Annotated in this window: 10 protein-coding genes and 1 pseudogene; 7 read left to right on the top strand and 4 right to left on the bottom strand. The window is 38.1% G+C overall.

Annotation, left to right across the window (positions count from 1 at the left end):
• Window positions 1-602 precede the first annotated feature (602 nt).
• From ACJAZP_RS07350 to ACJAZP_RS07320, 7 genes are all read left to right on the top strand, one after another.
• Window positions 603-1,760 (top strand): glycosyltransferase family 4 protein, encoded by a 1,158-nt coding sequence (locus ACJAZP_RS07350; protein WP_415230096.1) that lies wholly within the window; start codon window positions 603-605, stop codon window positions 1,758-1,760.
• Between the two features lie 167 nt (window positions 1,761-1,927).
• Window positions 1,928-3,205 (top strand): Vi polysaccharide biosynthesis UDP-N-acetylglucosamine C-6 dehydrogenase TviB, encoded by a 1,278-nt coding sequence (tviB, locus tag ACJAZP_RS07345; RefSeq protein ID WP_415230095.1) that lies wholly within the window; start codon window positions 1,928-1,930, stop codon window positions 3,203-3,205.
• A gap of 253 nt (window positions 3,206-3,458) precedes the next feature.
• Window positions 3,459-4,484, top strand: coding sequence for a polysaccharide deacetylase family protein (locus ACJAZP_RS07340; RefSeq protein WP_415230094.1), 1,026 nt, complete (start codon window positions 3,459-3,461; stop codon window positions 4,482-4,484).
• Window positions 4,485-4,609: 125 nt separating this feature from the next.
• Entirely contained in the window at window positions 4,610-5,737 is a 1,128-nt protein-coding gene (locus ACJAZP_RS07335; RefSeq protein WP_415230093.1) for a glycosyltransferase family 4 protein, read from the top strand.
• An 11-nt stretch (window positions 5,738-5,748) separates the two neighbouring features.
• Complete coding sequence (locus ACJAZP_RS07330) at window positions 5,749-6,894, top strand: glycosyltransferase family 4 protein (RefSeq protein WP_415230092.1); 1,146 nt, start codon at window positions 5,749-5,751, stop codon at window positions 6,892-6,894.
• A 120-nt stretch (window positions 6,895-7,014) separates the two neighbouring features.
• Window positions 7,015-7,983, top strand: a complete 969-nt coding sequence (locus ACJAZP_RS07325) for a carbohydrate binding domain-containing protein (RefSeq protein WP_415230091.1) — start codon at window positions 7,015-7,017, stop codon at window positions 7,981-7,983.
• 262 nt (window positions 7,984-8,245) lie between these two features.
• Complete coding sequence (locus ACJAZP_RS07320) at window positions 8,246-9,286, top strand: LacI family DNA-binding transcriptional regulator (protein WP_415230090.1); 1,041 nt, start codon at window positions 8,246-8,248, stop codon at window positions 9,284-9,286.
• 264 nt (window positions 9,287-9,550) lie between these two features.
• Here ACJAZP_RS07320 and ACJAZP_RS07315 read toward each other — a convergent pair whose 3' ends face one another.
• From ACJAZP_RS07315 to ACJAZP_RS07300, 4 genes and pseudogenes are all read right to left on the bottom strand, one after another.
• Window positions 9,551-10,576, bottom strand: coding sequence for a LacI family DNA-binding transcriptional regulator (locus ACJAZP_RS07315; protein ID WP_415230089.1), 1,026 nt, complete (start codon window positions 10,574-10,576; stop codon window positions 9,551-9,553).
• A 163-nt stretch (window positions 10,577-10,739) separates the two neighbouring features.
• The gene (locus tag ACJAZP_RS07310; RefSeq protein ID WP_415230088.1) at window positions 10,740-12,176 is read right to left on the bottom strand and encodes a 6-phospho-beta-glucosidase; all 1,437 of its coding nucleotides are present in this window, start codon (window positions 12,174-12,176) and stop codon (window positions 10,740-10,742) included.
• Between the two features lie 16 nt (window positions 12,177-12,192).
• Entirely contained in the window at window positions 12,193-12,549 is a 357-nt protein-coding gene (locus tag ACJAZP_RS07305) for a PTS lactose/cellobiose transporter subunit IIA (RefSeq protein WP_415230087.1), read from the bottom strand.
• 113 nt (window positions 12,550-12,662) lie between these two features.
• Window positions 12,663-13,061, bottom strand: a pseudogene (locus ACJAZP_RS07300) (hypothetical protein); the annotation flags it as partial.

Here is a 13,061-nt window from a genome sequence, read left to right as displayed (position 1 = left end):
AGCAGCTCATCAAGGTTAATACAATGATTGGTAACGCAAGGAACTCATTTACAAGTACTTACCATTCAACTAATACTAGGCATTTACCGAGATACTCAGCAGAATATTGATCAAGATTCAATCGTCGTTTCAATCTTGAGAATAGGTTCCTCGCTTTATGCGTACAGCGCTGCGAATACCACCTATACCACAAAAGTTGTTAGTATGACTGAACTTCATGGGTAACCAGGTAAATTTTTATGATATTCAAAAGGAACAACTAAATTTCAGTATTTCAGCTATAGTTAGTTAAATTACAAAAACTTAGACAATATCAAATAAAAAAATACAGACGAAGGCAAGGGGCGGTGTAAAATATCAAATAAATAACATAACTTTTCGCATTGAATTTATAAGCATGGGTTCGATTTAATGGGTAACATTAGTTACTTTTTTTCATTTTGCTAGCATTCACTGGGAAGGAAGATTTTATTTATAAAGTCATTTTTTAACAAAAAAGTAATGGTTAGGTTTTTCATAAAAGCTTATTTTTAATCTATTTTAAGTTAGGCTGCTATCATTGATAAATCTAGCTTTCAATATGAAATTCAAGGTGGTTACAGTTGGGAAAGGAAATAAATATTGTTCATTACTGGGGAGGGTTCCCAATTGTTGCGACGTCGAAATGGCTTCGTTCGGTAAAGTTGGTTAATAAATGTGCAGAACATGGATGGAAGAATTGGTTAGTTTTATCAAAGAAACCAGATGATCCCGCATTAATTGAACCCTTTATAGAAGCTGGTTGTGAAATCATTTATCAATCGAGATCTAAAGGCAATTTTGATCTGGCGAGTGTTTTTCGTAATTTTAAGCTCCTTCGAAAAGTAAAGTGTGATGTATTTCATTGCTATAACGATCATACTAGCCCAATCATAGGAGCTATGTTTGCAAGAGTTCCTGTTAGAGTGTGGTCTAAATTAGCTATGTCTTCTTATTATGAGCAGGGTATCCCTCCTAAAGGCTTGAAAAAATTAATGCTAAGCACCAGAATTACTTGCTTATTTTCGAATCGAATATTGGCAATAAGTGATGCTGCGGGAAAAGAGATATGCGAGCAAGTTGGGTTTCAAAAAAAAATAACCACAGTGCGTGCTCCCGTACCACTCGAGAGATTTTTTGCCGCAACGGGTGCGGGCATAAGAGATGAATTTAATCTAGAACAGTCAGATGTTGTTATAACTGCAGTTGGTCATTTTGTTGAAGTCAAAGGGTGGGATATCGCAATAAAGGCCTTTGCAAAGGTATATAAAAAAATTCCCAATACAAAATTGTTATTGGTCGGGAAAAAAACATCTGAAGCATATTATCAAAAAATATGCTCACTAATCAATCAATATGATTTAGTAGAGGGTGTGCTTTTTGCCGGAAATCGTAGTGATATTCCTGAGATTCTTAAAGCAAGTGATCTTTTTATTTTTCCTTCCCGCTCAGAAGGTGCAGGTGCGGCACTTATTGAGGCAATGGCTACAGGTTTACCCTGTATTGGTACTGACACGGGAGGGATTCCTGAGGTGTTAGAAAATGGTAAAAATGGTTTTCTTTTTCAAAGAGAAAATTCAGATGAGCTAGCTGAAAAAATTATAAAAGTTATATCCGATTCTGAACTGCAAACTCGGTTGAGCAAAACTGCACAACAAAACTTACAGAAGTTCAGTATTGAAATTTATGTAGAAAGTTTGTTTTCTCATTATCAAGGCTTGCTTAAAAGTGATAGAAGGTAATGTTGATTTTTTTCGCATATTATCTATTAATGTATTTGTACTTAAAATTACCAATATCCGCACACTACTTAAGCGCAATAAATAGAACGTATTCTACAAAGAAAATAAATAATACACCGTGGATTATCACTAACCTTAAAACTAATATGTCAAAAAGGATTTCATAGATGTTTGATATCTCAAATACGAAAATAACAATTATTGGTCTCGGCTATGTAGGTTTACCTCTGGCTGTAGAGTTTGGTAAAAAGTGCCCCACAGTTGGTTTTGACATAGATAAAACTCGAATTTCGGAACTGTGTAAAGGGGTAGATTCAACGCTAGAGTGTTCTTCAGAAGAGCTGAAAGAGGCTGAAATGTTAAGTTACAGTTACTCTAGCGATGATTTAAAACAATCTAATGTTTATATCGTTACAGTACCGACACCTATTAATGAACATAAACAACCGGATTTTTCACCACTTATTAAAGCCTGTGAAATGCTCGGTAAAATCATCAGTAATGGTGATGTTATTATATATGAATCAACGGTTTACCCTGGAGCTACGGAAGAAGTTTGTATTCCTATTGTTGAGCAGGTGTCGGGGCTTGTTTTTAATAAAGATTTTTTTGCGGGTTACAGTCCAGAACGTATAAATCCTGGAGATAAAGAGCATCGTGTAACAAACATATTAAAAGTTACTTCGGGCTCCACTCCTGAAGTCGCAGAGAAAGTTGATCAGATCTACAAATCAATTATTACTGCGGGAACACATAAAGCAAGCTCTATAAAAGTAGCTGAAGCAGCTAAAGTTATTGAAAATACACAGCGTGATGTAAATATTGCATTAATTAATGAACTTTCTATTATTTTTAATAAGCTTGGTATTGATACATTGGAAGTGTTAGAAGCAGCAGGGACAAAATGGAATTTTTTACCATTTCGTCCAGGGTTAGTTGGAGGTCACTGTATCGGTGTTGATCCTTATTATTTAACGCATAAAGCGGCTGCTGTCGGTTATCACCCAGAGATGATTTTGGCGGGACGTCGTTTAAATGATGGAATGGGAGAATATGTCGTTTCACAACTCGTTAAGCAAATGCTTAAAAAATGCATTCATGTGGGAGGAGCTAAGGTTTTAGTGATGGGGTTAACTTTTAAAGAGAACTGTACTGATTTACGAAATACTAAAGTTGTTGATATTGTTAAAGAGTTAAAAGAATACAATATCATCCCTGATATTTTAGATCCTTGGTGCTCAAATGAAAAAGCAGAGAGTGAGTACGGTTTGTCTTTAATCAGAACAGCAGAAAAAGGAACGTATGATGCGATTATTTTAGCTGTTGCACATAATCAATTCAAAGTGATGGGAGCGGATAAAATACATGATCTAGGGAAAAATAACCATATACTCTATGATTTAAAATACGTGTTGCCAAAAGATGAGGTAGATATTCGTTTGTAAACTGATATTCGTTATTTGCATTGTAATAAAGAAAATATTATTTATGATAATCGTTAAATCAAGATGTTATTTAGAAAAATGATATTTGTAACTCTTTTAGCGTGTTGATGATGAAGTGTTCTTGTAAGTTTATTGAGTTCGCTCTTTGAACTAACTTAGTGACATATTAGTGTTGCCGTAGTTCGGCAACACTAAGCTGGTTAATAAACATAAATATGACACACGTTATTAATTAATGAGGGTTGATGTATTTATGAAAAGCAAGATTTTTTTAAAAAAATCAATATTAAACTGTTTATCTAAATTAGGTTTTTTAGATTTTGTACACTACAAAAATCGTCATAAAATCTGCATCTTAATGTTGCACGGTGTTATGACTCAGCATGAAAAAACAAGCTGGAATCCGCTAAGGCCTCAGCTCTCCCCGGGTGAATTGCAACGTGTGCTTGGCCTTTTATCTCATTATTATCAATTCATTAATATTGATCAATGCATCGCTATGTTAGAGGGGAAAATACCATTAATTAATAATGCGCTACTCATTACCTTCGACGATGGGTATCGTAATAATATTGACTATGCACTGCCTATTTGTGAGCTGTTTGGCATCAAGCCCGTCTTATTTGTTGTGACGGGGCATATCGATTCCGGTCTGCCATTTTGGTTTGATCGCCTAGATTATGCGCTGCAACAGAATATGGGGGAATTAATTTCGTTTGAGTACCAAGGTACGGCATATAAATTTAATGCAACTTCTCGACAAGCCTTAAAAGCGAGTTATCAAAAATTCAGAGATGACTGCAAGAATATATTTACTGACGAGATTGAAATGAACCAGCTATTTAATGCATTATCTGAGATGCTTGAACAACGTTCAGGGATGGCTCTTAGAGATATCTGCGCAGATGATGATTGGTCTGCGATAGTTTCTTGGTCACAATTACGAAATGCTGTTGAGCAAGATCGATTAGATATAGGAAGTCATACTGTTGATCATTGGCGAGTAGATAACTTATCTAAAGAACAAATGTTATCACAATTACAGCAATCAAAATCACGAATAGAAAAAAAATTGCCAATAAAATGTCATTGTTTTTGTTATCCTAACGGCAATTATAATGATTTGGCTATCAGCTTGCTGAAAAAAACTGGATATAGTGCTGCTTTTTCGACGGATGTTGGATTGTGTGAAGTAAATGATAGTTTAATGACTTTAAAACGTTTTAATTTCCCTGCAAATAAAACAAAATATGAGATTCTTTATCAGCTCAATAATTAAGCTTTTTCTGCATATGAAAAATTTTATAATTTAAATATAATTCATTGAGTAATTTACCTGAGCGAAATTTTGGTTGTTTGTAAATATATTAATTAATGCTTACTTAAATTCAAGGTTAAAATAATATGGTAAATATTTGTCTTGTTGCACATTTTGCATATGGTGCAGTTACGGGAGGAAGTCAGGGGGCAATTGGTGGTGTAGAAAGGCAGACTAGTCTGATGGCTAAATGGTTGCAGGCAAAAGGTCATAAAGTATCGTTGCTAACTTGGACCGAAGGTAATGAGCATGATGAAATGATTGATGGTGTGCATGTCATTAAAATTTGTCGCCAAGACTCCGGGTTACCTGGAGTTCGTTTTTTTTATCCTCGTTGGACGGGATTAATAAGTGCCATGAAACGTGCAAATGCTGATGTCTATTATCAAAACTGCGGTGAGTATATTACCGGGCAGGTCGCTTTATGGTGTAAAGCAAATAACAAAAAATTTGTTTATTCGTTAGCCAATGATGCCGATGCAGATCCTAGTTTTCCAATTATGCATACACTAAGAGAGCGTTGGTTATATAAATATGGTTTGTTAAATGCGGATCAAGTCATCGCACAAACTACAATACAAAAGAACTCCTTAAAAAAAGGTTTTAATATTGATTCTTCAATTATGCCTATGCCATGCCCTGGGCCCGATCAAAATCAATACCAGCCATTAGAATGGTACACAGATAAACCTACCATATTATGGGCAGCTCGTATTCATGAAAGTAAGCGCTTAGAGCTTTTTTTACAAGTGGCCTCTGAATTGCCTGAATATAATTTTATTGTCGGAGGAAGCCCAAGTAAAGAAGATGCTTATTCACTAGGATTAACGGATAAGATGAGACAATTAGAGAATGTAACTTACCTTGGTATGGTCGCACGTGCTGATATGCCAGCACTCTATCGCTCTAGTATTTTGTTTTGCTGTTCGTCAGAATATGAAGGTTTCCCTAATACATTTTTGGAGGCATGGAGCCAAGGTTTACCTATTGTTTCGACTTTCGATCCAGATCATTTGATACAGGAAAGAAAACTGGGGATCCGCGCAACTAATAAAGATGAATTAGTCTCGGGAATAAGTGAACTTTGTACTAATCGTGAATTATGGCAATTACATTCCTCCAATGCGCGTCGTTATTATCAGGATAATCATTCCGTTGATCATGTTATGGAGCGTTTTGAAACAATCTTCATTAATATTGCGACTCAAATTTAAAAGGTTTTGTCATGAAATTAATAAGACTCGCTTTTGTCACACAGTTTCCCATTGATATAAATCGACCCCTTGGTGGAGTTGAAGCGGTTAGTGTTAACTTGGTCCACTCTTTATCGGCTTATGTCGAACTTGATATTCAGGTTGTTACTCTATGCCCTAATATCACACAAGTAACGCAAGAAAGCTGGGGGAGGGTTACAATCCATCGTTTACCCAAGCCGCGTGGTAGTGAACTAATCAATGCGGTCACTAAAAGTAAAAAACTGGTTGAGGATTATGTGCGGAAGTTACAGCCAGATTTAATTCATGCTCATGATACTTATGGAATTATGGTTAACGACTTAACTATTCCTAAAGTGTTTACCGTTCATGGTTTTATTTACGGAGATACGTTACTTGCGAATGGTCGATTTAAGTGGCTAAGATCAAAGTTATGGGAATATATTGAAAAGAGAAGTTGGGCTAAACAACTAAATATAATTTCAATCAGTCCTTATGTTAGAGAGAACCTATCGTCAGTTACGTCTGCCATTATTTTTGATATTGATAATCCTATTTCTGATAAGTTCTTTACATTAGAGCGCAGCGAAAAAGTAGGTACTATTTTTACATCGGCCGTAATCTGCCCACGTAAAAATTCATTGAAATTGGTCAAAGCGGTTGGTCTGTTGGTGGCTGCCGGGTATAACGTTCAGCTTAGAATAGCAGGAAGTGTAGGGGATGAAGTGTACGCACAGGAGCAGGAACAGTGGATATTAGAAAATAACCTTGAAAAACATGTGCATTTATTAGGTAGGATATCGACTCAAGATGTCATGAAAGAGTTAAGTTCCGCATCTATTTATGCATTAACGTCTTTAGAGGAAAACTCCCCGATGGGTATTGAAGAGGCGATGGCAGTTGGTGTGCCCGTTGTTACCTCAAATAGATGCGGTATGCCTTATATGGTAAAACATGGTGAAACAGGTTATTTAATTAATCCATTTGACGAGGTAAATATTGCTGATAAATGTAAACAAATATTAGATAATAACCAATTAAAACTGGCAATGGAAAAGAAATCAAAAGTGCTAGCACGCGATTTATACCACTCTGATAATGTGGCTCGACGAACTTATGCGGTATATCGAGAATTGCAAAGCAATCCTAATCCATAATTCAGGGTACAAGGGCGCACAAGCTAAGCAGCTGGTTTTAATGTCTCTATTTGATGGCTAGATAGATATCTGCTTTTGTTACACCTTCCTACATTTAGCCTTTAAAGGTAACAATTGATTGTGATTTTAAAAAAAATATTCGCCTCACTTATTACTTTCATATTGATCATTTTGTTCTTTTCTCGAGTACCCGTGGTCATTTCTGAAAGATTGGTAGAGGCGTTATGGCCAATCGGGCATATTGTCAGTTTTGCTTTTTGGGCTTGGTTGCTACTCTCATTTAATGCGTATATAAAAAGCCGTGGTAGTAAGCAACAACTGTTTTTGTTATTACTACTCACTCTTATTATCGGTGGTGGAATAGAACTTCTGCAGCCGTTCTTCTCTCGCAGTGCCCAGCTTGGCGATCTCTATTCTGACTTGTTTGGTGCATTTTTTGCCTACTTGTTTTTTGGAAATTTTAACAAAAACAACAATAATTTTTTAATTGCTTCTCGTTTTCTCTATATTATTTTACTTTTATACCTCATGTTTCCAGCTATGCAAACGGTTAAAGATGAATTTGAAACACGTATTGATTTTCCCATTATTGCCAAATTTGATAGTTCATCTGAATTAACACGTTGGAAAGCAGATCTGCCTTTATCGATAGTCAACTCGAGTGAATTGCCAGTAACAAGGAAGTCGGATACAAATTTAATGAAAATAACCTTTGCCGCAGAAAAGGATAGTCGTGCGGTATTGCGTTTTTTTGCTGGGAATTGGCAAGGGTATAAGCAGATTAAATTTTCATTTTTTAATCCGAACCAAGAATTATTAAAGGTTAGGCTTATTATCACAGACCAAAATTATGATAAGTCAACATCTGAGAATCATACATCTAACCAGAATGATAGATTTGGAAAATGGTTATTGATCGATCCCGGGTGGAATGAATATTTTGTGGATTTAACCGATATAGAAAATGCACCTACAGAAAGGGATATGGATCTAAGCAACATAGCAGGTGTTGATTTTTATATGTACAAACTAAAAGAGCCAATTATTCTGTATGTTGATAACATAGAGCTTATATCTCCTTTAGATTAATAACTCATTGATAAACTGCCAGTTTATTCGAGGGTTATTTATAGGTTTTACCGTGGCAACGATAAGCGCCATATTTGCTTGACCAAAAATGATAATTGACTTCAAATACGATCAACCAAATTAAGGTTATGTTGGGAATATTATCTATATTTGGACGGGTGAAGGCTGGTTATACCTTGCTCAATACTTTTATTCGGCCATTTTCTTTTTAAATATTGGCTATCACTTTTTTCTATTTTCTTTAATAAGGTCGGTATCATTTATGGCTACTATGCTGGATGTGTCGCGCAAAGCAGGCGTTGCGGTATCTACTGTTTCTCGAGTATTAAACGGCACGGCAAAAATTTCCCAGGCAACCTGTGAAGCAGTTTTTAAGGCGGTTGATGAACTTAATTACCGACCTAATGTATTAGCACAATCGCTTTCTAAAAAGCAAACCAATACCATTGGTTTAGTGATCCCGAGGGGCGCGAGTATCTCCAGTTACCTTTCGCAACTAATTGAAAAATTTCAAAAAATGGCCGATGAAAGTGATAAGTTTTTACTTATTGCGCAGGCCAATGATGAGCCGGATGGCGGGATGAAATCAATTCGCGCTTTAGTGGATCGTCGCTGTGATGCCGTTTTGTACTACCATAGTTCCTTTTTTAATAACTCTATGAATGAAAAAACCTTAAGTGAATTGATAGAGGAATTTGAGGTGCCATTAATAGTAATGAACTGCGAATTGCCTAAGCACCCGGACCATTGTGTCTGGCTGGACAACATCAAAAGTGCGTTTTTACCCGTTGAGTATTTATTACAACATGGACATAAGCGTATTGCTTATATTTCAGGGCCGTTAAATCAAAAAAGCTCGAAAGCACGTTTGAGCGGTTACCAGCAAGCCCTGAATAAATATGGGGCGGAATTAGATCCTTTATTATTAGCAGAAGGCGAGCGTACTTATCAGGGGGGGTATTTAGCCTGTCAAAATTTACTGCTGCGAGATTGTGATTTTACAGCGCTTTGCTGCTTTAATGACGGCATGGCGATTGGTGCGATGAAGGCGATACACGAAGCGGGTTTATCTATCCCTGAAGATATTTCCCTGTTTGGCTTAGATAATATTGAAATCTTAGATTTTTTAGAGCCAACCATTAGCTCTGTTTCTCAACCTATGAATGAATTTGTAACCCATTCAGCTAACTTATTGTTTTCTCATCTAAATAATTCTGAATTACCCGATAGTATACAAAACGTGTTTTCAGGTGAATTAGTGATACGGGAATCAGTGCGCAGTCTAAATACAGCGATAAGTTAGATTCAGTGTGTTCTTCTGCTTAAAGTGATTTTTATAATAGCGACAATGAGTGTGCTGTTTATTGCCCTGTGAGCTAAAAAGGTGAGTAATTATTCTCAATTGAGCGCTTGAAGTGAGCTTTATTAATTTTTTAGAGATGCTTTGATCGTGGACAGCTAAACTTACCTGCTGATGCTGATTTATAAGCGGCCATGCCAAAACCCCGATTAATTATACTGTCCTGATTGGGGAACACACTGGTGACTTATTTGGCTGCGAGTTAGGTTAGCTTGTAAGCCAGTTTATATTAGCATTAAGCGGGATAATTGAATCTCTTTGGATCAGTGTTCCTTTGTATTGAGATATGAGCGGGCAGGTTTTTTCTTCCGCCAGTTTGAGTGCTATTTTGATCGCCTGTTTCATCATTTCCTGAATGGGTAAATCGACTGTACTGATGGCTGGTTGAGAAAAACGAGTCATAGGGTTGTTGTCTATTCCGGCAATAGAAACTTGCTTCGGGACGCTGATCCCAGCCTCTGTTAATGCTTTTAGTGCACCCAGCGCCATATCATCATTAAAGGCCAGTAAAGCGGTAAAAGGCAGCTGACTGCTAATCAGCTCCTGGCAAGCCTCATAACCATCCTGAAGGCCATAGTTGGCCTTTTTTGCAAGGTTTGGATTAAATGGAATGGCATATTGTTTAAGGATATCTTGATAAGCTGCAAATCGAATTTGATCGTTGGCGCTATTTAAGGGGCCGCTAATACAAGCTATTTTTTTATGTCCATAGCTTATTAAATGATTCATTATCATGCTCACAGCCCCCCCCTGATCTAAGCTTAGCGTATGAAAAACAGGCTCTGTGAGTTCACTATTGAGCAGTACTAATGGGATAGTTAACTGTTGTTTGAGTTTTTGTAACTGCGCCATCGACATTTTACGACTATATAATACGATGGCATCACAGCGGCGATCCGCCAGTCGCAGAACAGCCTCATACTCTCGTTTACAATCGTTATGTCCATCGGTGATGAACAGCTCTTTATGTGCCAGCTCGGCACTGATGGAAGCTTGGTTGAGTAAGGTTTTCCAGTAGGCGCCTTGGAAGTCTGAGATAACCAGCCCAAGACTGTTAGTTTGGTTACGAGCTAGGGCTTGAGCCAAACTGTTAGGGCGGAATCCCAGTTGCTCCATGGCACTCTGAACGGCTTTTTGAGTTGATTTTTTAACTTGACCGGTGCCGTTTATTACCCGTGAGACGGTGGTTTTTGATACTCCAGCTAAGTTGCAGACATCGATAATTGTACTCATTTATCACCTTTTTTGGAGCTGTTAATAAGGCTCGGAATACATATATATTCGAGTGGGTTAATAATCAAACTTACTTTTTATTATTAAGAAAAGGACTCAAGTTACATATACAAAAGTCCTTTTTCTTCAGGGGTTTTAGACTAGCTTTGACTGTAAGCTGCTGTTATAAAACCTCACCATTACTTTCAATCACTTGTTGATACCAGTTGAAACTTTTTTTGCGGCTGCGCTCCATCGTACCTGTGCCGTCGTCATGACGGTCTACATAGATAAAACCGTAACGTTTACGATACTCTCCCGTACCGTAAGAAACACAGTCAATACAACCCCAAGGCGTGTAACCCATCAGATCAACACCATCGTGTATCACTGCTTTTTTCATCTCTTCGATGTGCGCTTTTAGATAATCGATACGGTAGTCATCGTTTATCTCACCGTTTTCTTCAACAACATCTAACGCGCCAAAACCATTTTCTACCATAAACAGTGGTTTGTTGTAGCGTTCATAAAGTTCACATAATGAGTAGCGAATGCCAACGGGATCAATTTGCCATCCCCAGTCAGATGCTTTGACATAGGGGTTTTTAACACTACCGGTAAATCCGCTCATTGAACCTTGATCGTCGTCTTTAGCATCCGCTTTAACGGCAACCGACATGTAGTAGCTGAGGCCAATGTAGTCACATACGCCTTCTTTCAAAATTTCAAGATCGCCAGGCTCCATTTTGATGTTATAACCTTTGCGTTGCCAATCTTTTAATGTATACGCAGGGTATTCACCGCGCATATGAACATCACTAAAGAAGTAGCGGTTGCGCATCGCTTCTTGCGCAAGCATCACGTCATCGGGATCACATGAGTAAGGATAAATTGGCACCCAGGCGACCATACAGCCGATTTGGAAATCCGGATTGATTTGATGACCGAGTTTAACCACTTTTGCACTGGCAACGAACTCATTGTGCACCACTTGATACATGCACTCTTCGGGGTTTTCTTCGACAGTGTAATCAACGCCGGAGTTAGAATAGCCCCACAATGGTAGATGTAGATCACGCTGGTTGTTGATCTCGTTAAAGGGCATCCAATATTTAACTTTGTCTTTGTAGCGAATCATTACCGTTTCTGCGTAACGTACAAAGAAATCCACTAAACGACGATCTTTAAACCCACCGTACTCTTTTGCCAGATGCAGTGGCATTTCGAAGTGAGACAAGGTGATAACAGGCTCAATACCGTACTTTAGCAGCTCATCAAATAGATCATCATAGTATTGCAGACCGGCTTCGTTTGGCTCTAATTCGTCACCCTGGGGGAAAATACGCGGCCAGTAAATAGAAGTGCGGAAACATTTAAAGCCCATTTCGGCCAAAAGTGCTACGTCGCCTTTGAAATGGTGATAGAAGTCCGTCGCTTGGTGATTTGGATAGTGGTATCCATCAAGTACTCCCTCTGTAATTTGACGATGAGTATTAACATCACCACCTGACAGCACGTCCATAATACTTGGGCCTTTACCGTCTTGATCCCAGGCACCTTCTACCTGGTGAGCAGCGACTGCGCCCCCCCACAAGAAATCTTTTGGTAATTGATTAGTCATAATTTTCATTTCCCCTTTAGTCTTTTGCTTGTAGTTTGCGATGTACTTCGATCAGCTCCTCGATTAGCTCCCGTGCCAGCATAGAGGTCATAATATGATCCTGAGCATGTACCATGATTAAATTAACCGGTACTTTTCCCGTCCCTTCATCCGCGCCAATTAACTGTGTTTGTACTACATGAGCACGTTTGGCTGCTGCTGTTGACTCTGCTAATAATCCATCAACTTCATCCCATTTACCGGCTTTTGCGGCATAGAGTGCCTGCATCGCGCAGCTGCGCGATTCACCGGCGTTGATAATTAGCTCCATCACGGTTTCTTCTAAATCTTCAAGGGGGGATTCCACTGCTATTGCATTTGCTTGGATTGTCATAATCTTGTTCTCCAGTCATTGTTGAATCGACTATTTATTTGAGTAAGCAGGACTCGACTTTTGTCGAGTCCTCTTATTTTATGATGGTGTTATAATGATTTAAGGCGGCTTTGTCAGACAGTTTCGGGTTGTAAATCACCGTCTTTTTTATTAGCTTCAGCTCCGCCATTGGCTTCGGCAAAATCCGCTTCTTCTTGTTTCATTAATTCTTTTTCATAGACCTTAAAGAACGGGTAGTAGAGAACCAAATCAAGTGCGATTAAGCCAAGCACCAGTAAGCCATTACTCATCTGCCAACCGGCACTCCAAGCTGCGCCGATAGGGGCGGGTGCAGTCCAGGGAACTAATGAGATGATTTTACCAATCATCTCTGTTTTGACCGCGACAAAGGCGATGGTGGCATTGATCATCGGAATTCCGACAAAGGGGAAAAACAAGATAGGGTTCATTACGATTGGGCTACCGAAAATAACCGGTTCATTGATATTAAAGATTGAAGGTATAACACATAA

It is taken from the genome of Psychromonas sp., from assembly GCF_047632955.1.
In the GTDB taxonomy this organism is placed as follows: domain Bacteria; phylum Pseudomonadota; class Gammaproteobacteria; order Enterobacterales; family Psychromonadaceae; genus Psychromonas.
This window is presented reverse-complemented; position numbering and strand designations above follow the sequence as displayed.

Excerpts from the sequence above, each read along its gene's own strand:
- ACJAZP_RS07310 (WP_415230088.1), bottom strand. The coding sequence starts at position 12,176 with ATGACTAATCAATTACCAAAAGATTTCTTGTGGGGGGGCGCAGTCGCT.
- tviB (WP_415230095.1), top strand. The coding sequence starts at position 1,928 with ATGTTTGATATCTCAAATACGAAAATAACAATTATTGGTCTCGGCTAT.
- ACJAZP_RS07305 (WP_415230087.1), bottom strand. The coding sequence starts at position 12,549 with ATGACAATCCAAGCAAATGCAATAGCAGTGGAATCCCCCCTTGAAGAT.
- ACJAZP_RS07320 (WP_415230090.1), top strand. The coding sequence starts at position 8,246 with ATGGCTACTATGCTGGATGTGTCGCGCAAAGCAGGCGTTGCGGTATCT.
- ACJAZP_RS07340 (WP_415230094.1), top strand. The coding sequence starts at position 3,459 with ATGAAAAGCAAGATTTTTTTAAAAAAATCAATATTAAACTGTTTATCT.
- ACJAZP_RS07315 (WP_415230089.1), bottom strand. The coding sequence starts at position 10,576 with ATGAGTACAATTATCGATGTCTGCAACTTAGCTGGAGTATCAAAAACC.
- ACJAZP_RS07330 (WP_415230092.1), top strand. The coding sequence starts at position 5,749 with ATGAAATTAATAAGACTCGCTTTTGTCACACAGTTTCCCATTGATATA.
- ACJAZP_RS07335 (WP_415230093.1), top strand. The coding sequence starts at position 4,610 with ATGGTAAATATTTGTCTTGTTGCACATTTTGCATATGGTGCAGTTACG.